The following is a 24,266-nucleotide window of genomic DNA, read 5'->3' on the forward strand; positions in this document are numbered from 1 at the left end:
TTAGTTTTCAAAGTTCACTTCGCCGCTTCAGAAGCGACTTTTAAATCATATCATTTAAAGCTTGTTTTAGTCAACAACTTTTTAAATGTTTTTTGTTTTTTTATTTCATTTGTTTTCCCTCGTTTGGGACAACATAGAATAATATATCAGCTATTTAGATTAATTACAACACTAAAATAAAAGAACTATTATTCAGAATATTCCATTTAAACGAGCGTTTTATTAACAATAGTGACTGTATTCACTTTAATATATCTAGGATGCTTCTTTATGAAGCATCCTTTGATTATTATGCTAATGTTGCATTCTTCTTTAATTTTCCAATTGGTTTTACAGCTTCTACTAATGCTTGATCTAACTCTGTAGTGTAAATTGCTTTTTGTTCCTTACTCCACTCTAGCTTTATTGACATAAATTCAATTACTGAGTCTTTCCATTCATATACCCAATGAATATTGAAAAACAATGCACCAGTACGACGTATAAAAAAGTCGACTGGTTTTACAACCATCTCAAAGTCTATTGCATATAAAAGCGGTACGAAGACATCAATAGGTAAATTATATTGATTAGCCACCATTCTGTATTGGCTTGCTAACTGAAATAATGTATCAACATTGGAACCATAAAATTTTGTAAAACGTTCAGCTTGATTTTCTGACAAACCAAACTTAATTCCTTCTTTGGTTTTTTCAGAAATGTATTTAGAAAATTGTGATGCTCCACCTACACGTCCACCAGAGATAGGCATATGTTTTGTCTTACTTTTTATATAGTTAGAATTATATCCTTCCTTTTTTAGTAATCCAGTTACATAGTCGATTACCGTTTCGGCCATTTTTCGATACCCCGTTAACTTTCCACCAGCAATTGTTATTAAGCCAGAATTTGAAGTCCAAATTTCATCTTTGCGTGAAATTTCGGATGCACTTTTCCCTTCTTCATATATTAACGGACGTACCCCTGCCCAACTTGATTCTATATCCTTTTTCGCGATATTTATTGTTGGAAACATGTAGTTGATTGCATTGATAATATAGTTACAATCTTCATTAGTCATTTGTGGTTTCGCAGCATCTTCTTTATAAAATGTATCTGTTGTACCAACATATGTCTTTCCATCTCGAGGAATCGCAAATACCATACGTCCGTCTGGCGTATCAAAATAGATTGCTTGACCGAGCGGGAAACGGCTATGATCAATAACTAAGTGAACACCTTTGGATAGCTGTAATACTTTACCTCTCTTTGAATGATCCATTTCACGTAGTGAATCAACCCATGGTCCCGCTGCATTTACAATTTTTTTACCATATACTTCATACACTTCACCATCCAATAAATCAACGACAATTACACCGCATACTTTACCATCTTTATATAAGAAACCATCTACTTTAGCATAGTTCACTGCTTTAGCCCCATGAGCGATCGCTTCTTTCATTACCTCAATTGTTAGACGAGCATCATCTGTGCGGTACTCTACATAGTATCCGCCACCTTTTAATCCTTCTTGTTTTACAAGTGGCTCTTTTTCGATCGTTTGTTCACGATTAAACATTTTTCTGCGTTCACTTCTTTTTACACCAGCTAGGAAATCATAAATTCTTAATCCTATTGATGTACTAAATGCACCAAATGTACCACCTTTATGGAAAGGTAATAACATCCATTCTGGAGTTGTTACGTGAGGACCATTTTCATAAACAATTGCACGTTCTTTCCCAACTTCTGCTACCATTTTTACTTCTAATTGTTTTAAGTATCGTAATCCACCATGTACTAGCTTAGTTGAACGACTAGATGTACCTGCTGCAAAGTCTTGCATTTCAAATACGATTGTTGATAATCCACGTGTACTAGCATCTAAGGCAATACCAGCTCCAGTTATACCTCCACCGATTACGATTACATCTAATTCTCTTTTATTTACTGTTTTTAAAACATTTTTTCGTAGTGTACCTGAAAATTTCATGGCTTTTCCTCCTTAAATACGAAAAAAAGAGACCACAAACATCACTATAGAAATTCTTCTATAGCATGTTGTGGTCTCTCTAAATCTCCTACCGAAATATTAACTTGTTTCTATTTTAACACTATACTATGTTATTTGAAAGCTTTTGTTGCTTCGATTGCTTTTTTCCAACCACTGTATAGTTCTTCTCTTTTATCATCTTGCATTTCCGGTTTAAATCTCTTATCCATATTCCATTGTTTTGAGATTGTTTCTTGATTTTCCCAATAACCAACAGCTAGACCTGCTAAATAAGCTGCACCTAAAGCTGTTGTTTCATTTACTTCTGGACGTTCAACTGGGACATCTAATAGATCACTTTGGAATTGCATTAAGAAATTATTCTTAACTGCTCCCCCGTCCACACGTAAAGTATTTAGTTCAATACCCGAATCAGCTTCCATTGCACATAATACATCTTTGGTTTGATAAGCTAATGCTTCCAGTGTTGCACGAATAAAATGTTCCTTCGTTGTTCCACGAGTTAATCCAAAAACCGCTCCCCGTACTTCACTATCCCAGTAAGGAGTACCTAGACCAACAAATGCGGGTACAATATAAACTCCATCTGTAGATTCAACTCTAGTAGCATATTCCTCACTATTACTAGCATCTTTAAACATGCGCATTCCATCACGTAACCATTGAATAGCGGAACCTGCTACGAAAATACTTCCTTCTAAAGCATATTCAACTTTTCCATTTAGGCCCCATGCAATTGTTGTTAATAAGCCATGATTAGATTTTACCGCTTTTTCACCAGTATTCATTAACATAAAACAACCAGTACCATAAGTATTTTTCGCCATTCCTTCGCCAAAGCAAGCTTGACCAAATAACGCAGCTTGTTGGTCACCAGCTATCCCTGCAATAGGTACATTTTGACCAAAGAAATGATAATCAACAGTATGACCATATACTTCAGAAGAAGATCGTACTTCTGGAAGCATACTTTTTGGTACCGTTAGCATTTCAAGTAGCTCATCATCCCATCTTAATTCATGAATGTTATACATTAATGTACGTGATGCATTTGAATAATCCGTAACATGTACATTGCCTCCAGATAATTTCCAAACAAGCCAAGTATCAATTGTTCCAAATAATAATTCATCACGTTCTGCTTTCTCTCTTGCACCTTCTACATTATCTAGAATCCACTTAACTTTTGTTCCAGAGAAATAGGCATCAATTAAAAGACCTGTTTTTTCATGAACAACCTCTCCATAGCCTTTCTCTTTTAGATCAGCACATATCTCACTCGTTTGACGTGATTGCCACACGATCGCATTATAGATTGGTTTTCCAGTTGTTTTGTCCCACACAACTGTTGTTTCGCGTTGATTTGTAATACCTATACCTGCAATTTGCTCAGGTTTTACATCTGCTTCACTTAAACAAGTAGCAATGACTGCTAAAATTGATCCCCAAATTTCTTGCGCATTATGTTCAACCCATCCTGGCTTTGGAAAATGCTGTGTAAATTCTTTTTGTGCAACATGAACTATTTTGCCATGTTTATTAAATAGTATTGCACGAGAACTTGTTGTACCTTGATCTAAAGAAAGAATGTATTTATTCATAATCGTCCCATCTCCTCATTAAGCTACTACTTTTCTATTATTTGTATGACTTTGACTCTTTTTACTTGTTAAATAAGAAACTATCAAAATACCAACTGTTACAATTCCCACATAAATAATTGCAGAGTTATGCTTACCTTCAAAAATAATTTGATAGAATAATCCTGCAAGTGATCCTCCTAATACTGGCCCAACAACTGGAATCCATGCGTATCTCCAATTTGAACCTCCTTTACCAGTAATAGGTAATAAAAAGTGTGCAATGCGAGGTCCTAAGTCACGAGCTGGATTAATTGCATAACCAGTCGTTCCGCCTAATGATAAACCAATGCTAACAATTAAGAAACCTACGATAAAAGGATTTAAACCATCTACAAATTTATTTGAACCAATTGCTAAAATACCAAACACTAAGATGAACGTTCCAATCAATTCACTTAAAAGATTTGCAAATGTATTAGGTATAGCAGGTCCCGTTGCAAATACACCTAATTTTGTTCCTGGATCTTCTGTTACTTTCCAATGAGGTAAGTAATGTAAATAAACAATTGCTGCTCCGATCATCGCACCAATCATTTGTGCTGCAATGTATTCGGGTACTTGACTCCATGGAAATGAGCCTTTAAAAGCTAATGCTAAAGTAACTGCTGGATTTAAATGCGCTCCACTAATACTTCCTACTGCATAAACAGATATTGCAACTGCTAGACCCCACCCTAGAGTTATAACAATCCAACCTGAATCCTTAGCAAATGATTTTTTTAAACTTACACCTGCACAAACTCCTCCACCTAAAACAATTAGCAAAGCAGTTCCAATTAATTCCCCTAAAAATGCTGACATAATTTCACTCCATCCACATTCAATTTAAGATTAAGTTTTCTCGTGATCGAAAATAAATCGAATGGCCATTCTTTTTAATAATAACTCTGTTAATATAGAAAAGAAGTATTGAGACAACGAGTTTGATATTAGTGCATATCAACTATTAACTGAGCCTAAAAACAAAAAAACCACAATCAATCAGCTTCTATTAATAAATAGAAACAATTAATTGTGGATCTCTTCATTTCTCCGTCACGTTTATTAACTTGTCTTTTATGCTAACCTCAAATGAAAGCGGTGTCAACAAGAATTTCCACATTTCTGCCATTATTTTAGGAATTTTTTCCATAAGTCTTTATCCGATGTTGTAATTGCAGTAGCACCAGCATTTAAAGCTGCATCCACATCTTCAACAGTTCTTATAAATCCACCAGCTAAAATAGGTATACCAGTTCTTTCTTTTACCTCTCCAATAACATTCGTAAGCGCTCCTGGTAACACTTCAATGTAATCGGGCTTTGTTTTTTCTAATAACAAAAAACTTTTTTCCATTGCTCCGGAATCAATCAAAAAGATCCGTTGGATGGCAATAACCCCTTTTTGCTTAGCCTTTAAAATAACATTGGATTTTGTAGAAAGTAATCCATCTGGCTTGTATTCTTGACAAAGAAATTCCGCTGCATGCCCATCACTTTGTAAACCATGTATAAGGTCGACATGTAAAAATACTTTCTTTCCATGTTGCTTAGCAAGTGAAACTACACTTTTCAATTGACCGATATGAATATCAAGAATAACAATATATTTATACGGAGTAGTTAATAATTTTTCTATATCCTTTATTTTTCTAACCGCTGGTAGAATCTTTTGTTCATGAAAATCCATCAATATTACCCCTATAGAATCTTTTACTTTTATAGTACACAATATAAAAAAAAAGAAAAAGCCTGTACAATGAAAGAATTTTCTTTGTACAGGCTTTTTTTTAACTTAAGATCTATTCTCTGAAAAATGCTAGGAATAATAGGAATACTACAAACAACACATACATTACAGGATGAATTTTTTTCGTTTTTCCAGCTGCAATCATTGAAATCGGATAGAAAATGAAACCAACTGCGATACCAGTTGCAATACTATAAGTTAAAGGCATTGCAATAATTGTAAAGAATGCTGGAACAGCAATTTCGAACTTTTTCCAATCAATTTGACCTATTGATGAAACCATTAAAACTCCGACTACGATTAAAGCAGGTGAAGTGACAGCTGCAGTTACTACTCCTAAAAGTGGTGCGAAGAATAATGCTAATAAGAATAGAATACCTGTTACTACTGCTGAGAATCCAGTACGTCCACCAGCAGCTACACCAGCAGTTGACTCAATATAAGAAGTAGTAGTACTTGTACCTAAAGTTGAACCAACTACTACAGCAGTTGCATCAACCATTAATGCTTTACCGGCTCTTTCAAGTTTGTTTTCTTTTAATAATCCAGCTTGGTTAGCTACAGCTACTAATGTTCCAGTTGCATCAAAGAAATCTACAATAAAGAAAGTTAATACTACAGCAAACATTTTCCCTGAAGAGAAAACATCTGGAATATGTTTAATTGCTTGACCGAATGTTGGAGCAATACTTGGTACTGGACCAACAACTGAAGATGGTAAGTCGATAATTCCAAAAATCATGCCTGCGATTGCAGTGATGATCATTCCTAAAAATACACCAGCTTTTATTTTTCTTGCCATTAAAACTACAGTAATTACTAAACCGAAAATCGTTAATAAAACAGCAGGTTCATTTAATTTACCAAGTGACACGAATGTCGCAGGGTTACTTACGATAATACCTGAGTTTTTTAAACCAACAAATGTAATAAAGAATCCAATACCGCTACCAATTGCTAATTTTAATTCTATTGGAATTGCATTTATAATTTGTTCACGAAGACCAGTTAATGAAAGAATGATAAAAATGATACCTGATACGAATACGCCAGCTAGTGCTGTTTGCCATGGAATACCCATACCAAGAACTACGTTAAAAGCAAAGAATGCATTTAATCCCATTCCTGGTGCTAAAGCAATTGGATATTTCGCATAAATACCCATTAAAATCGATCCATATGCTGCAGCTAATGATGTAGCTACAAAGATTGCCTCTTTATTCATTCTTAAAGCTTCTGGGAAATCCTTTATATCTGATAATGATAAAATCGATGGATTTACAAATAGAATATATGCCATTGCTAAGAATGTAGTTAAACCAGCAATTGTTTCTTGACGATATGATGTGCCTAACTTGTTGAACTCAAAATAATTACTGATACGTTCTTTCATGTGATCCTCCTAAGTTTTAGTCTTAAAAGTCGGTCTCTATTTTATAAAATAGAAAAGGCACTTTTACACAAAGGTAAAAGCGCCTATCACGAGCAGTTTCATTCTGAACTAATTAACCCTAGAATAGTAGAATAATAGCAAAATAGTGGGTTAATTACTTTCAGAAATCATTACTTCGTAGTCCGCCATTTTACGGTGGCGGGTAGAGACGCTAGTCCATATTTACTAGCCTATACGACAAGTTATGACAAATAATTTATTTAATTTACATCCTTATATTACAATCTGTTTTAATAAGTGTCAACAAAAAAACGAACATTTTTTATAAAATATTCGTTTTCGTTCGTTTTTACCATATTTTAGTTAATCTATTATACTCAATCATTTGGATATTCACGTATCAGTAAAATAAACCATATAATTCACTGTAAATTCTAATAATTATTCTACTATAAACTGATCAATAATAAAAATTTTTAAACCACAAAATTACATAAAAAAAGCTATAATCCCATAGAAGAGATTATAGCCGTTTTAAATTATTCCCACTCAATCGTTGCAGGTGGCTTACTAGTTACATCATAAACTATACGGTTTACGTGTTTAACTTCATTTACAATACGAGTTGAGATTTTTTGTAGTACATCCCAATCAATACGTGCCCAGTCAGCAGTCATTCCATCGATAGACGTAACAGCACGAATACCTACAGTGTAATCATACGTACGTTCATCACCCATTACACCAACACTACGGATGTCAGGTAATACTGTGAAATATTGCCAAATTTCTTTATCTAAACCAGCTAAAGCAATTTCTTCACGTAAGATTGCATCTGATTCACGAACGATTTCAAGTTTTTGATCAGTAATTTCACCTAATACACGAATTCCTAGACCTGGTCCTGGGAATGGTTGTCTCCAAACGATTGCATCTGGAATTCCTAATTCAGTTCCAACTGCACGTACTTCGTCTTTAAATAATGTATTTAAAGGCTCGATTAACGTGAATTGCATGTCTTCAGGTAATCCACCTACATTATGATGTGATTTGATTGTTTGAGCTGTAGCCGTACCGCTCTCGATAATATCTGTATAAAGAGTTCCTTGAGCTAAGAAATCCATACCTTCTAATTTAGCTGCCTCATCATCAAACACATAGATGAATTCATTACCGATAATTTTACGTTTTTCTTCTGGATCAGAAACGCCAGCAAGTTTGCTTAAGAAGCGCTCTCTAGCATCTACTTTAATTACGTTCATGTTGAAGCCTTCGCTAAACGTCTTCATAACGCCTTCAGCTTCATCTTTACGTAATAAACCATGGTCAACGAAGATACATGTTAATTGATCACCAATTGCTTTGTGAATTAGTACTGCAACTACTGAAGAATCAACACCACCACTAAGTGCACAAAGTACTTTTTTGTCGCCAACAGTATTACGAATATTTTCAAGTTCAACTTCAATGTAGTTTTTCATTGACCAGTTTGCTTCACATTCGCAAATATTGAATACGAAATTCTTTAATAGATCATTTCCATATTCAGAGTGACGAACTTCTGGGTGGAATTGTACACCATACATTTTTTTAGCTTCGTTACTCATTGCTGCGATTGGGCAAGAAGCACTAGTTGCATCTACAACGAATCCTTCTGGTTGTTGGATTACTTTATCACCGTGACTCATCCAAACTACGTGGTCTGATGGTAGGTCTTTTAATAAAGCAGACGGATTTTGAATATTTAATTCAGCTTTACCGTATTCACGTTGGTCAGCTTTAGCTACCGTTCCACCAAAATGTTGAGTCATTAACTGCATTCCGTAACAAATACCAAAGATTGGAATTTCTAAATCATAAATTGCTTCATCACAGAAAAAAGCATTTTCACCATATACACTATTTGGTCCGCCAGAGAAAACGATCCCTTTAGCGCCCATTTGCTTAATTTCCTCTGCAGTTATCGTATGAGGACGTAATTCACTATAAACGCCAAACTCACGGATACGTCGTGCTATAAGTTGGTTATATTGACTTCCAAAATCTAGTACTACAATTGTGTCATGTTGTTGCAAAACGGTCACCCCATCTATATATATTGAATTAACGTATCAGTTAAACTGATACTATTTTTCCCAAAAAAAATAAAAAAAGCCGATTTTCTACTCTTTTTACATACGAAAAATACGCATAAGAAGGCAGAAAATCAGACTTAAATTAAAAAAAGTCAGACTGCCTTCATAGTCAGGGCATGTTACGGCGCCCCGGTAGAGACTCTCGACCCGTATTGTCGAGGATATATGAAGAATAATGACGAATATTGTATTATTGTCTCATTCTAACAATGTATATTTTTTCGGTCAAGGTATTTCAATGCATAAAAAAAATAAATTTTTGTGGAAACGTTACAACTTGTCATGAATAAGATTATAGTGTATCTTTTAACTAACGAACGGTAGGTAGTTTATCAAATCGAAATCAATTATTTATTCTGCTATAAGGGGAGATTTTTTATGAGTTGGATTTACTTAGTTATAGCGGGGGTTTCCGAAATTGCTTGGGCATTTGGACTAAAATACTCAGAAGGATTTACAAATTTGTTGCCAACAATTTTAACGATAGCTGGGATTTTGTTCAGCTTTTATTTATTTTCAAAAGCAATAAGAGATATTCCTATAGGTACTGCCTACGCAGTTTTTACAGGAATCGGTGCCGCTGGAACAGTTATTATTGGAATGTTATTTTTAAATGAATCAGCCTCTATATTGAAAGTTGTTTTGGTAATTACATTATTATCTGGAATTATTGGCTTAAAATTAACTTCAGGTGATAAAAAGGCAGAAAAAGGAGATGCAGCATAAAATGGCTTGGTTATTTTTATTTATTGCGGGTTTGGGTGAAGTTGGCTTTGTCATTTTTATGAAGCTATCTAATAATTTTAAAAAACTTAACTACTCCATTTTGTGTATTCTATCTGGATGGACTAGTTTTTACTTATTATCGAAGGCCTTAAAGGTTATACCCGTCGGAACAGGATATACAATCTGGACTGGTATAGGTGCCGCTGGTTCTGTTTTAATTGGCATGTTGTTCTTTAATGAATCACGCGAATGGAAGAGACTATTATTTATCACCTTAGTAATTGGCTCTGTTATTGGTTTAAAAATCATCTCACCCCATTAAAAAAATCCCTATTCGAAATGAAATAGGGATTTTTTCTTAGGAATTATGTGATCTTTTCTTTTAAAACAGCTTGCCCCAAGTGTTTTTTCCAACAATTCCATCGACAACTAGTCCATTACTAGCTTGAAATTTTTTAACTGCATTTTCAGTAACTGGGCCAAAAATTCCATCTGCCGTTATTTTAAGTTTTTGTTGAACCTTTTTGACAGATTCACCTCTTGATCCTTCTTTTAAAATACCAGGGTATGGAACTGAATCTGTTTGGGTTTTCGGGGGATTTAAGATTGCATTTACTTGTGCTTTAAACTCGTTATATTGCTCGGGGTTATCTATGAAGGTTTTTGGACATGGCTTATGTGTTATGTCATAATGTCTTACAATGTCATTTGCATTTAATTTAAACATCTTACACAATTCAGCAATTACTCTAATAGTACGTGTTAATGTATATTGTGAAATCGTACCATCCTTTTCAACACACATTTCAACACCGATTGAAAGTTTATTTGCGTTCGGAGCGAGTTCATCCACCCCTCTATATACACCACCATTACTATTTCTTTCATAATGATCATTTGCATGATAAGCTACTTCATCAAGTGGAATAATACAAATTGCCTCTTTCGAATCAACAAAAATGTGAGCAGATGCATATGTTTTATTTTTTATCGCTATACCGTTAAAATACCTTTGGTGACTTTGTGCACTTGCCCCCGGATTGGCTGTCCAATGTAGCACAATTTTTCTAACTTCTTTCAATTTTATTGACGGCCTCGTATACTTGTTCATCGAAATAAAATCATTTCTCCAAGTTGCCAAAATTAGCACTCCTTTTCAATATTGGCATGTCCAAACAATTTCCATCCGAATACTTGGACATGTATATTAATACAGTATTCTGAAAGATAAAATTCGTTACATAAAAAAGAAGAGTATTAGATACTCTCCCGAATGTTTGAATAAACTACTTATTTTTTAGTGGTTTAACATAAATTGCTTGTGATGAATTAACTGATAGACAACCATCCAAATCCTTCTCTTTTAACAATCCCAAATTAATAGCAGACTTGATTTTATCTCCATCTGGTTTTCTTACAATTTGTATTAAATCAGTCAAGTTTAGTTCTTCTAATTTATTAATTGTCTTCTCCTCATTAAATTTCTCTTTTTTTCTTATGATTCGTTCAAGTTTTAAATTATTAATAATTAGCTCACCTTTTTCATTCATTCCAACTTGATGATCAAAGTATCCATGAAAAATCTTTTGTAATTCTTCTAACTGATTTTCAATATCTTTCTTTTTTTGACTCAAATCATAGTACTCGTTTAACATTGGTTCCGTAATTTTGAAATTATTTTTCCTCCCCATTTCATAACACCACTTTTCATAAGAAGATAATTAATCTTATTGTGAAATTAGACGAGTTATGACTTGAAATACATTAGAAATAAAAGTACATTTACTAGTGGAAGACTAAAAATAGTGTGAATTATTGCTATATAAGAAAACAAAAATATTTATGTTATTTATATATATCAAATGAAAAAGAAAGGAATCTTGATTATGTTGAAAAGCAACAATCATGATAGCGAAATGAAAAATGTTTATTGAGCCAATGCTATTACAAAATGCTGATAAACCATTTGACTCTGATCATCATTATTTTGAATTGAAATCAAATGGTGTTCGAATGATGCTTGAAAGGCAAAATGGTAAGAATAAACTTTTTAATCGAAATGGTACCGAGATTACGGAGAGAATCCCTGAACTCGAAAATATCGACTTAGATGATTGTTACTTAGACGGTGTTTTAGTTTGTTATAATGACGGCAGAGAGGATTTTGAAGCGGTAACCAATCGAGTAAGTTTTATTCAAGAATACAAAATAATACAAGGAAGCAAACAATTTCCATTAACATATATCGTTTTTGATATTTTACGTCTTAAAAATAAAAACTTAATGAAAGAACCTTTATCTTATCGAAAAAAAATCCTTTCAGAAACTATAGTTGATCAAGAATCAATTAAAAAAAGTTTTTATATCGAATCAGAAGGTGAGATGTTTTTTGAGCAAATTAAAACGCTTGGACTTGAAGGGATAGTAGCTAAATCAAAAGATTCTACTTATATACCAGCACATCGATCTCTAAATTGGTTAAAAATTATTAACTGGAGATATGGTAATTACTATATAACAGGCTATAAAAAACAAGGAATGGGATTATTAATCTCGGAATTAAAAAATCGTGAGTATGTAAATGTAGGGATAGTAGAGTTTGGGATGAATACCGGCCAAAAAACAGCTTTCTTTAGTCTAACTAAGCATATAAAAACTGGAGAAGACAAAAATTATATTTATGTAGAACCGTTAGTTCGATGTGTGATAAAAAGTAGAGGTCAATTAAATAGCGGAGAATTAATTGAACCAATATTCCATGACTTTATCGTTTAAAAAATAACTTTTTTAGAGTAATGATCTACCCCCATTTAATGTAGAAAGTATTAGTAGCTTTTTACTTACATGAAGGGGTTTTTTATTTTCTATCTAAATATAAGCCATAATATGATCAACCAAACTGGTATAGAAAATAAAAGACCAAAAAGGCATCCTCTATATAAACCAAAATTCATCTAAATCATCCTTAAAAAGTTATTTGATTCGCACCATAAGTTTTCTGCTTTTATCAAATTTACTATACATATTTAAACTATATCTAGTCAATAAAGCCTAAGTCTTATTTAATTCAATTTCTCCAATCTATTACCAGTTAGTTATTCTCATTATCAACTACTCCAATAGTAAATAATCGAAACACAAAAATAAAAAACCTATAAAAGTCCCAGGTTTTTTACTTTATTTCACTAGATTTGCTAGCAATATTACTGAGTTATCCCTTACCTTTATAAAAATTTTAAAAAATTACATTTTCCTTCAAACCGTACTTGCATTTAATCCGTTACCTTTAATGAAACCTAAAATATAAAAGGAGATGTAAGTTAATGAGAAAAATTCGTTTTACCTTTGTAGCAGCTATGTCGTTATTTTCAATACTTTTATTTAGTGCAGTGGCATTTGCTGCGACTGATTTTACCCAATTTGGATTTCCGAAAGTAATTGCAGAAAAGAAAATTGAAGCAGGTGAAGCTGCAAAAATTAGTCATAGTGGAATAAAAATTGATATTCCTAAGGGCACGTTTAGTAATGACGTTGTTTTTCAAGTACTTGAAGGGAATAATAGTATCTTCCAAACAAATGCCCCAGAAGGTGAAAAAGTGATTATGAATTTTGCGTTTCGAGTGGTGGATTCAAAGACAAATGAAATAATTTCCAAATTTAATAATCCAGTTATATTTAGCTTTAAAGATAAGAATGTTAATGATGGAAGCATATATTATAATGTAAAACAAGACGGGAGTATTGCGAGGAATTCTGAACCAGCTGTAATCGAAGATCGAACTTTAACTCACGCAATTGGAGGAGCTCCTGTTGGATGGTTAATAACTTCACCAATAAATAGTATTAAAAAATAGTGAAGCCTTTTGCCCATGATTCTTTAACTGAATCATGGGCAATTTACTTTATGTTCCTAAAACTTTTTTTCCACGTGGCTGGATACCATTTGAATCTGGTTCGAGCGAAATACCGATTGCTTCAAAAGCCTGCTCTTTTTCATTTAATACGTAAGTAAGAAAACCATTACCATTTTTATCAACATGAAAAGTTCCCGCACTTCTTCGCTTTCCATCATGGATTAGCCATGCTTGATAAGCCTCAGTACCTTTTGTAGTCGCAAGCCCTCGTAGTTTAAAAACAATCTGTTTTCGAGTACCTTGCTTGTAAACCCACGCATTACCATTTGCTAAATTTACTTCGGGATTGGTAGATTTTAATGAATATACTTGTACAACGTCTGTTGGTGAGATTGTCTTTTTACTTACTTGAGCTAATTCTTGTTTAAGGTAAAGATTATTCCATAGTAGGCCAACAAAGGAAACTAGTATTATAGCAGCTGCAAAAACGTATAGGAATTTGCGAAAACGAACTATTTGATTTTTCACAGTAGATTTATCAGATTGAAAAATATAATTCATTACTTCTTCCTTTAAATCAGTGGGAACTTCTACATCATCCAAACTTAATGGAATCACATTCCATGCCTCCTCCATCTCTTGGACTTCCAAACGACAAAATACACAATTTAAAATATGTTCTTCAAATAAAATCTTTTCTTCTTCTGTAACTTCTCCGAGCATATATGAGACTAAATCATTGGAAAATGAACAACCTTTATTAATAGTCATTTTTTCATTCCCCCTAACTCTGGTTCCATTCTATTTCTTAAAACTTTTAGCGTTTGATGTAATCGACTTTTAATCGTTCCAATAGGTTCTTGCTTCATCTCAGCTATTTCACGAAGTGTATATCCTTCCCAATATAGCCACTGAATTAGCTCGATTTGGCTATTTGAAAGGTATTGATAAGCATGCTGTATTTGTTCTCTAAGTAACTTCTTAGACACTATTTCCGCGGGATTATTGGAAGGGTATTCCGGTATTTGCTCCAATTGTTCCTGTCCAATTGCAATTAAAGCTAGTTCCTTTTTCTCCTTACGATGATGATCGATAGTGATATTTCTAGTAATTGTAAGTAGCCAATTTATAAATTGACCTTTTTCCGGATCATAAGCATTCTTCGTGGTCCAAATCCTCATAAACACAGCTTGGACGATTCCCTTTGCTTTCTCAGGGTCCTTCATTGATTTTAAACTAAACGAGTATACAACTTTAATATAACGATCATATAACTCTTCTAATGCAGGCCGATGTTTTTCTTTTATTAGTTGCATCAATTCTGCGTCACTCATTTTTTGCATAAAAAAGGCAAGCCTCCTCATTATTTACATGATTCCTTTAAATAAGTAACGAACAATAATGGAAAACGGTTTGATATTAAAAGATTTAAATTTTTTATTTTTGTTTTTAAAAGAAGTAAAATTTGCCCATTCTTTACCACAAAAAAAATCCCCACATAGATAAACAGTTTAGAACATCATATCATGTTCTCTTTTTTTTCTGTCTACCTAAAGGGGATCTATTTCAATTTCGATTATTTATAAACATAAAAAAACCCTTGATTGCTCAAGGGTTTTTTCTTTATTACATCATGCCGCCCATGCCCATGCCGCCCATGTCAGGCATTGCTGGAGCATTTTTCTCAGGAATGTCAGCTACTACTGCTTCAGTTGTTAAGAACATAGCTGAAACAGATGCTGCGTTTTGAAGTGCAGAACGTGTAACTTTAGTTGGGTCAACGATACCTTCTTCAATCATGTTTACCCATTGTCCGTTAGCAGCATTGAAACCAACGCCAACTTCCGCACTTTTTAATTTCTCAATAATTACTGATCCTTCTAGACCAGCATTTGTAGCGATTTGACGCACTGGAGCTTCAAGTGCACGTAATACGATGTTGATACCTGTTGCTTCGTCACCTTCTGCTTCGATTGCAGATACTTTATTATATACGCTCATTAATGCAGTACCACCACCAGCTACAATACCTTCTTCAACTGCAGCACGTGTAGAGTTTAATGCATCTTCAATACGTAATTTACGCTCTTTTAATTCAGTTTCAGTTGCAGCACCAACTTTGATTACTGCTACACCACCAGCTAATTTAGCTAAACGCTCTTGTAATTTTTCGCGATCAAATTCAGAAGTAGTTTCTTCTAATTGAGCACGGATTACGCCGATACGTCTTTGGATTTCTTCAGTTTCTCCAGCACCCTCAACGATTGTAGTGTTTTCTTTAGTTACTACAACTTTTGAAGCACGACCTAATTGAGTGATATTAGTTGTTTTAAGATCTAATCCTAATTCTTCTGTAATCACTTCACCGCCAGTTAAGATCGCGATATCTTCTAACATTGCTTTACGGCGGTCACCGAAGCCAGGAGCTTTAACAGTAACTGCATTGAACGTACCACGTAATTTATTTACGATGATCGTTGCTTGTGCTTCACCTTCAACATCCTCAGCAATGATTAATAGTGGCTTACCTTGTTGAACAACTTGCTCAAGTACTGGTAAGATTTCTTGAATGTTTGTTACTTTTTTATCTGTGATTAAAATATATGGATTTTCTAATTCAGCAACCATTTTCTCTGAATTTGTAACCATGTAAGGAGAAGAGTATCCACGGTCAAATTGCATACCTTCTACTACTTCTAACTCAGTTGTGAAACCTTTTGATTCTTCAAGAGTAATAACTCCATCGTTACCAACGCGCTCCATTGCTTCAGCAATTAATTGTCCAACTTCAGGATCCGCTGAAGAAATTGCAGCAACTTGTGCGATTGACTCTTTACCTTCAATTGGTTTTGAGATTGTTTTTAATTCTTCGATTGCTACAGCAACTGCTTTTTCGATACCTTTACGGATACCCATTGGGTTTGCACCAGCAGTTACGTTTTTAAGACCCTCACGAATCATAGCTTGAGCTAAAACTGTCGCAGTTGTTGTACCGTCCCCAGCAACATCATTCGTTTTGCTAGCAACTTCTGCAACTAATTTTGCACCCATATTTTCAAATGCATCTTCTAATTCGATTTCTTTTGCGATTGTAACACCATCATTTGTAATTAATGGAGAACCGAATTTTTTCTCAAGAACTACGTTACGTCCTTTTGGTCCTAAAGTTACTTTTACAGCATCAGCTAAAGCGTCTACACCACGTAACATTGCGCGACGTGCTTCTTCACCAAATCTAATGTCCTTTGCCATGAAAATGACCTCCTTATAATATAAAAAATATATTTTTTAATTTAAGTATTTTTATTTTATTAACCTATGATTGCAAGTATATCGTTTTCGCGAAGTACTAAGTATTCAGTACCACCGTACTTAACTTCTGTTCCTGAATATTTAGAGAAGATAATGCGGTCACCTACAGATACTTCTAAAGCTACGCGCTCACCATTTTCAAGTACTCGGCCAGTACCTACTGCAACAACTTTGCCTTCTTGTGGCTTTTCTTGTGCACTACCTGGTAACACGATACCACTAGCAGTTTTTTCTTCAGACTCAACAAGCTCAATTACAACACGATCACCTAATGGCTTTAACATGTGTAATACCTCCTCAATAATCAAATCATTATTTTTTAGCACTCATGTATATTGAGTGCTAACACAATTATTAGTTTAAATAATATCAAAAAATTTTGCAAGCCCGAAGCAGGCACTTTTCTTGTCGAAATTTAATAAGTTTTTTTCTTTACAATCAAAAGTAAAATAAAAAGTGAAAATTTCTTTTAAGAAACAAAAGAAACGAGTAAAATAATGTACGTGTTGTTATAAACCTTTGGGTTATGAAAAATATCAGCACAAAGGAGCTAACGTATTGAAAACTAGAGATTTATGGATTTTATTAACGTATGTCGTTCTTCAATATTCAGCGGTATTTGGGGTGCCCTATTTATTAAATAGTAACTTATACGTTGGAGTGGATCAGAAAACAGCTTCTCTTGAAGCGGTGGCATTATGGGGTTGTATTAGTTTCGTAAGTGGATTAATTATTATACTTATCTTATTACATAAGCCCATTTATGAAGGAATTAAGAATCTAAAAACTAATTATCGTACAATCATAAAATGGGTTATTATAGGTTACTTCATAACAATGCTAACTCAAATTGTTTGTAATTTAATTTTAATTTATGTATTTGATTTACATAAGGGCTCAGAAAATACTCAAAATATCATAAACATTGCTAAGCTTAACCCGGCATTTATTATCATCCCAAGTTTAGTTGCACCAATTTTAGAAGAGATTATTTTTCGTCGAATTATTTTTAAAAGGCTTTATAATCGCTTACCATTTATTATTTCTGCTGGGATTAGTTCAGCGATTTTTTCGCTTATGCACGGAGACATGCCCTTCTTTTTATCATACTTTTTAATCGGTTTTGTATTTTGTTATCTGTATAAACGAACAAACTCAATTATGGTTCCAATCTTAACACATATGTTAATGAACTCTTTTGTCGTTTTTCAGCAGATCAATTTACATTAAAAACCCCCAATTTTTTGGGGGTTTTTATTTTAATATGAATTTATTGTTGTAAAAAGTATGCCAATGTTTGCAGTTCAACCGCTAAGTCTATATGATGAATGCGAATATGTTCTGGTACACTAATTCGTGCAGGTGTGAAATTTAAAATTCCTCTAATATTTTTTCCATTTAATCGATCAGCTATTGATTGTGCAACAGGTGCAGGAACAGTTAAAATAACGATTTGAATATCTTCATTCATAACTTCCTCTAGATTATCCAGATTATAAACAGGTACTCCACCTATCTCAGTACCAATTTTATTTGGATCAATATCAAAAGCCATCTCAATTTTTGTATTATTATTTTTTATAAAATTATAGTGTAAGAATGCAGTTCCTAAATTACCAACACCAATTAATGCAACTTTCATAACTTCATGCTGGTTAAGCGCTTTCGAGAAAAAAGTTAATAAATAATTTACGTTATAGCCATAACCTTTTTTACCAAGTGCTCCAAAATATGAAAAATCTCTTCTAATCGTAGCGGAATCTACCTTTACTGCTTCACTTAACTCTGCTGAAGAAACTCTTTGTTTACCTGATAAAGACAAATTCTTTATAAAACGGTAATATAAAGGTAGACGTTTAGCAGTAGCTTGTGGAATTTTAATTTGTTCCGAATCCATTTTTTAATCCCCCACTTACTGTAATTCTTTTTACTATGGTGTGTAATTTGACTTTATTTTAGTAATAAAGTACTTGTTCTAATGTAAAATATACACTATATTTAAGAATTTTGACAGTCTACAGTTACATACATAAAAAATTTTGCAATGAGGTGTTATCCATGATTCTTTTACAAGTAAATAATGTCTCAAAGTATTTTGGTAGTGACATTATACTTTCAAATATAAAATTAGAAGTTCAAACGAGTGATCGAGTTGCCATTGTTGGACGTAATGGTGCGGGAAAATCTACATTATTGAAAATAATAGCAGGTGAAATATCCTATGATGGCGGTGAAATAAATAAACCTAAAGACGTTACTGTAGGCTATCTAGCCCAAAACTCTGGTTTACAAAGCGATAAAACGATTTGGGAAGAATATTATTCTGTATTTAATCATTTAGTAGAGATGCAGGACAATATGAGAAAATTGGAAGTTAAAATGACTAGGGAGGATGTCTATTCTAATCAAGCCGTTTATGACAAGGTTATGAATGAATATGATCATCTTCAATATACATTCAAAGAAAACGGTGGTTACCAGTTTGAAGCAGATATACGTTCAATAATTAGTGGTTTAGGTTTTAGTAATGAAGATTACGAAACAAAAATTTCTTCGTTAAGCGGTGGACAAAAGACAAGACTGGCATTAGGTAAGCTATTATTGACAAAGCCTGATTTGTTAATCCTGGATGAGCCTACGAACCATTTAGATATTGACACTCTTAGTTGGTTAGAGCGCTACTTACAGTCATACCCTGGTGCAGTATTAATCGTTTCCCACGATCGATATTTCCTTGATCAAGTTGTTAATATTGTTTATGAAATATCTAATCATAAGCATCAACGATTTGTTGGTAATTATAGTAAGTACCTTGATCTAAAGGCAGCTCAATATGAACAAGAATTAAAACAGTTCGAAAAGCAACAAGAGGAAATCTCTAAACTTGAAGATTTTGTGCAGCGTAATATTGCGCGTGCTTCAACTACAAAAAGAGCTCAAAGTCGCAGGAAACAATTAGATCGTATGGTTCGATTAGACAGGCCACTTGGAGACGAATCTTCGGCTAATTTTTCATTTACAATTGAAAAACAAAGCGGTAATGATGTGTTGTCTGTACAAGATTTATTTATTGGCTATGATCGCATTCCAACAATTGATCAAACGATGAGATTCGTACTGAATCGAGGCGATAGTGTCGCATTAGTCGGTCCAAATGGTGTTGGTAAATCGACATTACTTAAAACGATTATTGGAGATTTAGAAAAATTACAGGGAACGATTGATTTTGGTGCAAATGTTTCGGTTGGTTACTATGATCAAGAGCAAGCAAAACTAACTTCTAATAAAAGAGTATTAGAAGAACTTTGGGATGATTATCCATTAATGCCCGAACAAGAAATTCGAACAATATTAGGGAACTTTTTATTTTCTGGAGATGACGTGACAAAAATTGTTACCTCTTTAAGTGGTGGAGAAAAGGCTAGATTAGCGTTGGCTAAGCTCATGATGAAAAAAGCTAATTTCTTAATTCTTGATGAGCCTACTAACCACTTAGATTTAGATAGTAAAGAAGTGTTAGAAAATGCTTTATTAGATTACCCTGGAACGATTTTATTTGTTTCTCATGATCGTTACTTTATGAACAGATTATCCACAAAAACTTTTGAACTAGCAAAAGCAGGATTATCAATTTATTTGGGTGATTATGACTATTACCAATTTAAGAAAAACGAAGCATTTGAAAAAGAACAAGCAGAAAAAGAGGCTACATTAGCAAAAGTTAAACAATCTTCTCAACCAATTTCTGATTATCAACAAGACAAAGAATTGAAGAAAAAAATCCGTCAAACTCAGCGCCGTATAGAGGAAATTGAAAGTAATATATCGCAATTTGAGCTTGATATAGAGACGATCGAACTAGAATTATGTAAGCCAGAAGTATACGGTGATTTTCAATTAGTACAGGAACTAACAAATAAGAAAAATCATATCGAAGCTAAGTTAATAGACCTAATGGAAGAATGGGAGAACTTACAAGAATAATGACTAAACGGATAAGCTTTTTGCTATCCGTTTTTTCTTATCTACATATTTATCCACATATATTCAATTATATTTTAGCTTTTACACAGGTTTATACACATTATCCACAGAAAAACAGCAATGTTATACACAATTTTGTACACATAGTTTAATAAGTTTTTAACAAATAAAAAGTACTTATCCACATTTTATGAAAAAATTGTGAATAAGTACTTCTTACATATTCTCTAAATCTAAACCTGGATTCCCGTTTAATGCCAAATTACCTAGTTTTCCTTGTTTTAAACGGATAAATGCAGCAGCACCAATCATAGCAGCATTATCTGTACAAAGTGATAGTGGTGGTATAACTAATTCTATATTACTCAAAGCATTCATCTCTTCTTGTAATGTAGCTCTCAACCCTTTATTAGCTGCCACTCCTCCGGCTAATAAAACTTGTTTTACATTATATTCTTTTGCAGCTAGAATTGTTTTTGCAACAATTACTTCAATTACACTCTCTTGGAAGCTTGCTGCGACATCAGCTGGTGATACTTCCTCGCCTCTTTGTTCAGCATTATGCATATAATTAATAACTGCTGACTTTAATCCACTAAAACTAAAATCATAGCTACCCTCTTCTAACCATGCTCTAGGAAAAGGAATAGTTGCATTTCCTTCTTGTGCCAGACGATCAATGTGAGGACCACCTGGATAAGGTAATTTAAGTGTTCTAGCGACCTTATCATAAGCTTCTCCTGCTGCATCGTCCCTTGTTTCACCTATTACCTCAAAAATGCCATCTTCCTTCATGTAGACAAGCTCCGTGTGTCCACCTGAAACTACTAAAGCTAATAATGGATAGTGTAAAGGCTGTACAAGTTGATTAGCATAAATATGACCTGCAATGTGGTGTACTCCTATAAGCGGTAATCCATGTGCAAATGCAATTGCTTTTGCCGCATTTACCCCAATTAGTAATGCTCCAACAAGTCCTGGACCTTCTGTAACTGCAACGGCAGCTAGATCTTCATATTCTACCTGTGCCTGCTTCATTGCTTCTTCAATTACTAAAGTTATTTGCTCAACATGTAATCGTGATGCAACTTCAGGTACAACTCCACCAAAACGTTTATGAATATCTATCTGAGTAGCTACTACATTACTTAAAATTTCATTTCCATTTTTAACAACTGCTGCTGAAGTTTCATCACAGCTTGTCTCTATAGCAAGAATTAAACAATTTTCATTTATCATTTCAAATTCACCCACATAACTAATGCATCCTCAAAATTATCTGTATAATAGCTTTTTCGAATACCACCATCTTGGAATCCCAGCTTTCGATATAGTCCCATTGCTACATGATTCGATACCCTTACTTCTAATGTTAATGTATCAGCTCCAAGATTTTTAGCAGTTTCCATTACCGCGCGAAGTAACTTTTCACCAAGACCTACTCCCCGATAATCTGGCAATATAGCTATATTTGTAATATGTCCCTCATCAATAACCACCCATAATCCACAATAACCAATTATTTTCTCATCAACTTCAGCCACTATATAATTGGCAAATTGATTTGAATATAATTCATTATAGAAAGCATCATATGTCCATGGTGTAGGGAATGATCGTTTTTCAATTTCTACTATTTGATCTAAATCTTCTTCTTTCATTTTACGAAAAGCAACCGATGAGATCATAATATCCTCCTACTTTTCTTGGCTTGCTAGCCAATTAGCTTCTGCTTCTGATAATCTTAAATATTCTGGTGCAAAATTATGAACTGATTCTTCTTTTTCTTCTAAGCTACATGTAAACAGTTCACTTGGTCTCTGGTTATTAATACTTTCTTTTGCAAAGACAGCTTGATCTTTTAAATGCTCAATAATAAATTCTTTATGAATTGATACATCATTACCAATAAATAAGATTTGTTCATTATAAGATTTAAGCTTTTCAATCCAGATACTTCGGTCAATATTGCAGTCTTCTAATACCTCATTAGTAACCTGCCCTCTAAAATCATAAAGACCTGTAAATAATAAGTTGCGTCTTGCATCAAATATTGGGCAAACTAATCCATTAAAATATCGTCCGTTAGCAGCCAATACCTTCAAACTTGATACTCCGATAATTGGAATATTTAAAGTGAAAGCTAATGATTTAGCCACAGTGACACCAATGCGTACCCCTGTATATGAGCCTGGACCTTTTGCAACTACTATTTTAGATAGTTCCTTTGGTTTTATATTGCATTCTTCCATTAAAGTACTAATTGCTGGCATTAATCGTACAGAATGGTTTTTATTAATAAATGTTATCGTTTCTCCAATAACAGATTGATCTTTTATTAGACTAATCCCCATAACATTTGTAGATGTATCAATTGCTAAAACGGTCATTGTTTATTAACTCCTTACAAATAAATTCATACCTAGATCCACTTGGAATAAAAGTAATCATTCTACCACTTTCTTCATGAGTTATTATAATTTTTAAGAATTCATTTGGTAAGTAATCTGAAATTAAATGAGCCCATTCTACAACACAAACACCTTCACCCATAAAATACTCATCAAAGCCTAAATCTTCACTACTACCTTCTAAACGATAAACATCCATATGATAAAGAGGAATTCTACCTTTATATTCTTTAATAATATTAAAAGTTGGGCTATTAACCGTTCTTTTTACATCAAGACCTTTAGCAAATCCTTTTGTAAAAGTGGTCTTTCCAGCACCAAGATCTCCTTCTAATAATATTACATCTTTTTGTTGCACTAGTTGTCCGAGAAAAAATGCAATTTCTTGAGTTTCTTCCTCAGAATTTGTATGTAAAACAATTTCCAATTACTTCACCACCAAAATTCTAACTCGTCTATTTCTAACTTTGCCATATTATATCATTTCAAAACATTAAGCGGATGTCAAACAGTAATATTCTTTTGAATAGTTTAAATAAATTATTGAAATTTATATTTAGGTTGTTTTAGTTTCTTTTGTTACTTCTCTTGCTTTTTGCAGGCCGTAAACAGTGCCTTCTTAGTCGTATAGGGCTCCTTGGGATCTCCCTACCATTCGACGTTTTCTAATTAAGGTTGAATTGAACAGTCTTATCTTCTATAGGCTTCTGTTTTAAACAGTTAAAATCGTTAAAAGTATTACTCATTTCAAAAATAATAAAAAAAACGAAACAATTTTTTGTTTCGTTTTAAGAATCGTATGTATGGCGGTCCCGACCGGGATCGAACCGGCGATCTCCTGCGTGACAGGCAGGCATGTTAACCGCTACACCACGGGACCATTTTGGTTGCGGGGACAGGATTTGAACCTGCGACCTTCGGGTTATGAGCCCGACGAGCTACCAGACTGCTCCACCCCGCGATAATAAAAAATAATTATATCCATAAAAAAACCAAACCAGGCGACGTTCTACTCTCACAGGGGGAAACCCCCAACTACCATCGACGCTGAAGAGCTTAACTGCCGTGTTCGGTATGGGAACGG

General features: G+C 33.7%; 23 protein-coding genes, 2 tRNA genes, 1 rRNA gene and 2 riboswitches. Of the genes, 6 read left to right on the top strand and 20 right to left on the bottom strand.

What is annotated here, in order from left to right; genetic code table 11:
- Window positions 1–289 precede the first annotated feature (289 nt).
- The 6 genes from ABEY15_RS24020 to guaA all read right to left on the bottom strand — a co-directional run bounded on the left by ABEY15_RS24020 (window position 290) and on the right by guaA (window position 8,835).
- Window positions 290–1,975: a glycerol-3-phosphate dehydrogenase/oxidase gene (locus ABEY15_RS24020; protein ID WP_429892473.1), complete on the bottom strand. Its 1,686-nt coding sequence runs from the start codon at window positions 1,973–1,975 to the stop codon at window positions 290–292.
- Window positions 1,976–2,106: 131 nt separating this feature from the next.
- Window positions 2,107–3,597: a glycerol kinase GlpK gene (gene glpK, locus ABEY15_RS24025; protein WP_429892474.1), complete on the bottom strand. Its 1,491-nt coding sequence runs from the start codon at window positions 3,595–3,597 to the stop codon at window positions 2,107–2,109.
- Between the two features lie 18 nt (window positions 3,598–3,615).
- Entirely contained in the window at window positions 3,616–4,440 is an 825-nt protein-coding gene (locus ABEY15_RS24030; protein ID WP_429892475.1) for an MIP/aquaporin family protein, read from the bottom strand.
- Window positions 4,441–4,749: 309 nt separating this feature from the next.
- Window positions 4,750–5,307 carry a glycerol-3-phosphate responsive antiterminator gene (locus tag ABEY15_RS24035; protein ID WP_129692346.1) on the bottom strand — a complete coding sequence of 186 codons (558 nt, stop codon included), beginning with the start codon at window positions 5,305–5,307 and terminating at the stop codon, window positions 4,750–4,752.
- Window positions 5,308–5,419: 112 nt separating this feature from the next.
- Window positions 5,420–6,748 (bottom strand): NCS2 family permease, encoded by a 1,329-nt coding sequence (locus tag ABEY15_RS24040; RefSeq protein ID WP_098234744.1) that lies wholly within the window; start codon window positions 6,746–6,748, stop codon window positions 5,420–5,422.
- 170 nt (window positions 6,749–6,918) lie between these two features.
- Window positions 6,919–7,018, bottom strand: a riboswitch (purine riboswitch).
- 281 nt (window positions 7,019–7,299) lie between these two features.
- The gene (gene guaA, locus ABEY15_RS24045; RefSeq protein ID WP_429892476.1) at window positions 7,300–8,835 is read right to left on the bottom strand and encodes a glutamine-hydrolyzing GMP synthase; all 1,536 of its coding nucleotides are present in this window, start codon (window positions 8,833–8,835) and stop codon (window positions 7,300–7,302) included.
- A 146-nt stretch (window positions 8,836–8,981) separates the two neighbouring features.
- Window positions 8,982–9,084, bottom strand: a riboswitch (purine riboswitch).
- A gap of 189 nt (window positions 9,085–9,273) precedes the next feature.
- On the opposite strand from guaA, the gene ABEY15_RS24050 reads away from it, so the two are divergent.
- Both ABEY15_RS24050 and ABEY15_RS24055 read left to right on the top strand, forming a co-directional pair.
- Entirely contained in the window at window positions 9,274–9,621 is a 348-nt protein-coding gene (locus ABEY15_RS24050) for a DMT family transporter (protein ID WP_429892477.1), read from the top strand.
- Window position 9,622: 1 nt separating this feature from the next.
- Complete coding sequence (locus ABEY15_RS24055) at window positions 9,623–9,943, top strand: DMT family transporter (RefSeq protein ID WP_056470039.1); 321 nt, start codon at window positions 9,623–9,625, stop codon at window positions 9,941–9,943.
- Window positions 9,944–10,003: 60 nt separating this feature from the next.
- Here the strand turns inward: ABEY15_RS24055 and ABEY15_RS24060 are convergent, their stop codons facing one another.
- Together ABEY15_RS24060 and ABEY15_RS24065 are read right to left on the bottom strand one after the other, a co-directional pair.
- The gene (locus ABEY15_RS24060) at window positions 10,004–10,762 is read right to left on the bottom strand and encodes a peptidoglycan recognition protein family protein (RefSeq protein ID WP_429892478.1); all 759 of its coding nucleotides are present in this window, start codon (window positions 10,760–10,762) and stop codon (window positions 10,004–10,006) included.
- Between the two features lie 145 nt (window positions 10,763–10,907).
- Window positions 10,908–11,312 carry a hypothetical protein gene (locus ABEY15_RS24065; RefSeq protein WP_429892479.1) on the bottom strand — a complete coding sequence of 135 codons (405 nt, stop codon included), beginning with the start codon at window positions 11,310–11,312 and terminating at the stop codon, window positions 10,908–10,910.
- 232 nt (window positions 11,313–11,544) lie between these two features.
- Between ABEY15_RS24065 and ABEY15_RS24070 the strand changes: the two genes are divergently transcribed.
- Together ABEY15_RS24070 and ABEY15_RS24075 are read left to right on the top strand one after the other, a co-directional pair.
- Window positions 11,545–12,396 (top strand): ATP-dependent DNA ligase, encoded by an 852-nt coding sequence (locus tag ABEY15_RS24070; protein ID WP_429892480.1) that lies wholly within the window; start codon window positions 11,545–11,547, stop codon window positions 12,394–12,396.
- A 548-nt stretch (window positions 12,397–12,944) separates the two neighbouring features.
- Window positions 12,945–13,475, top strand: coding sequence for a hypothetical protein (locus ABEY15_RS24075; protein WP_429892481.1), 531 nt, complete (start codon window positions 12,945–12,947; stop codon window positions 13,473–13,475).
- Window positions 13,476–13,523: 48 nt separating this feature from the next.
- On the opposite strand, the gene ABEY15_RS24080 is transcribed toward ABEY15_RS24075, so the two are convergent.
- From ABEY15_RS24080 to groES, 4 genes are all read right to left on the bottom strand, one after another.
- A complete protein-coding gene (locus tag ABEY15_RS24080; RefSeq protein ID WP_429892482.1) occupies window positions 13,524–14,246 on the bottom strand; it encodes an anti-sigma factor domain-containing protein in 723 nt (240 codons plus the stop codon).
- Window positions 14,243–14,818 carry an RNA polymerase sigma factor gene (locus ABEY15_RS24085; protein WP_429892483.1) on the bottom strand — a complete coding sequence of 192 codons (576 nt, stop codon included), beginning with the start codon at window positions 14,816–14,818 and terminating at the stop codon, window positions 14,243–14,245. Before ABEY15_RS24085 ends, ABEY15_RS24080 begins: the two co-directional genes overlap by 4 nt.
- 283 nt (window positions 14,819–15,101) lie before the next feature.
- Window positions 15,102–16,727 carry a chaperonin GroEL gene (groL, locus tag ABEY15_RS24090; protein ID WP_429892484.1) on the bottom strand — a complete coding sequence of 542 codons (1,626 nt, stop codon included), beginning with the start codon at window positions 16,725–16,727 and terminating at the stop codon, window positions 15,102–15,104.
- 59 nt (window positions 16,728–16,786) lie between these two features.
- Window positions 16,787–17,071, bottom strand: coding sequence for a co-chaperone GroES (gene groES / locus ABEY15_RS24095; RefSeq protein ID WP_025672094.1), 285 nt, complete (start codon window positions 17,069–17,071; stop codon window positions 16,787–16,789).
- Window positions 17,072–17,345: 274 nt separating this feature from the next.
- Between groES and ABEY15_RS24100 the strand changes: the two genes are divergently transcribed.
- Entirely contained in the window at window positions 17,346–18,017 is a 672-nt protein-coding gene (locus ABEY15_RS24100) for a CPBP family intramembrane glutamic endopeptidase (protein WP_429892485.1), read from the top strand.
- Window positions 18,018–18,057: 40 nt separating this feature from the next.
- Here ABEY15_RS24100 and ABEY15_RS24105 read toward each other — a convergent pair whose 3' ends face one another.
- Window positions 18,058–18,684, bottom strand: a complete 627-nt coding sequence (locus tag ABEY15_RS24105) for a redox-sensing transcriptional repressor Rex (RefSeq protein WP_025672092.1) — start codon at window positions 18,682–18,684, stop codon at window positions 18,058–18,060.
- A 161-nt stretch (window positions 18,685–18,845) separates the two neighbouring features.
- Here ABEY15_RS24105 and ABEY15_RS24110 point away from each other — a divergent pair, with 161 nt between their 5' ends.
- The gene (locus ABEY15_RS24110) at window positions 18,846–20,771 is read left to right on the top strand and encodes an ABC-F family ATP-binding cassette domain-containing protein (RefSeq protein WP_429892486.1); all 1,926 of its coding nucleotides are present in this window, start codon (window positions 18,846–18,848) and stop codon (window positions 20,769–20,771) included.
- A gap of 216 nt (window positions 20,772–20,987) precedes the next feature.
- Here ABEY15_RS24110 and tsaD read toward each other — a convergent pair whose 3' ends face one another.
- The 7 genes from tsaD to rrf all read right to left on the bottom strand — a co-directional run.
- The gene (gene tsaD / locus ABEY15_RS24115; protein ID WP_429892487.1) at window positions 20,988–22,010 is read right to left on the bottom strand and encodes a tRNA (adenosine(37)-N6)-threonylcarbamoyltransferase complex transferase subunit TsaD; all 1,023 of its coding nucleotides are present in this window, start codon (window positions 22,008–22,010) and stop codon (window positions 20,988–20,990) included.
- The gene (gene rimI / locus ABEY15_RS24120) at window positions 22,007–22,459 is read right to left on the bottom strand and encodes a ribosomal protein S18-alanine N-acetyltransferase (protein ID WP_025672089.1); all 453 of its coding nucleotides are present in this window, start codon (window positions 22,457–22,459) and stop codon (window positions 22,007–22,009) included. The genes tsaD and rimI overlap by 4 nt, the downstream gene beginning before the upstream one ends.
- 9 nt (window positions 22,460–22,468) lie before the next feature.
- On the bottom strand, window positions 22,469–23,161 hold the full coding sequence (gene tsaB / locus ABEY15_RS24125; RefSeq protein ID WP_429892488.1) for a tRNA (adenosine(37)-N6)-threonylcarbamoyltransferase complex dimerization subunit type 1 TsaB: 693 nt from the start codon (window positions 23,159–23,161) through the stop codon (window positions 22,469–22,471).
- The gene (gene tsaE, locus ABEY15_RS24130; protein ID WP_429892489.1) at window positions 23,142–23,609 is read right to left on the bottom strand and encodes a tRNA (adenosine(37)-N6)-threonylcarbamoyltransferase complex ATPase subunit type 1 TsaE; all 468 of its coding nucleotides are present in this window, start codon (window positions 23,607–23,609) and stop codon (window positions 23,142–23,144) included. The genes tsaB and tsaE overlap by 20 nt, the downstream gene beginning before the upstream one ends.
- A 377-nt stretch (window positions 23,610–23,986) precedes the next feature.
- Window positions 23,987–24,062 (bottom strand) — tRNA-Asp (locus ABEY15_RS24135).
- 4 nt (window positions 24,063–24,066) lie between these two features.
- Window positions 24,067–24,143: transfer RNA gene (locus tag ABEY15_RS24140), tRNA-Met, on the bottom strand.
- 35 nt (window positions 24,144–24,178) lie between these two features.
- A 5S ribosomal RNA gene (gene rrf / locus ABEY15_RS24145) occupies window positions 24,179–24,266 on the bottom strand; the annotation flags it as partial.

The sequence above is a fragment of the Gottfriedia acidiceleris genome, assembly GCF_050457485.1.
GTDB classification, from domain to species: Bacteria; Bacillota; Bacilli; order Bacillales; family Bacillaceae_G; genus Gottfriedia; species Gottfriedia acidiceleris_D.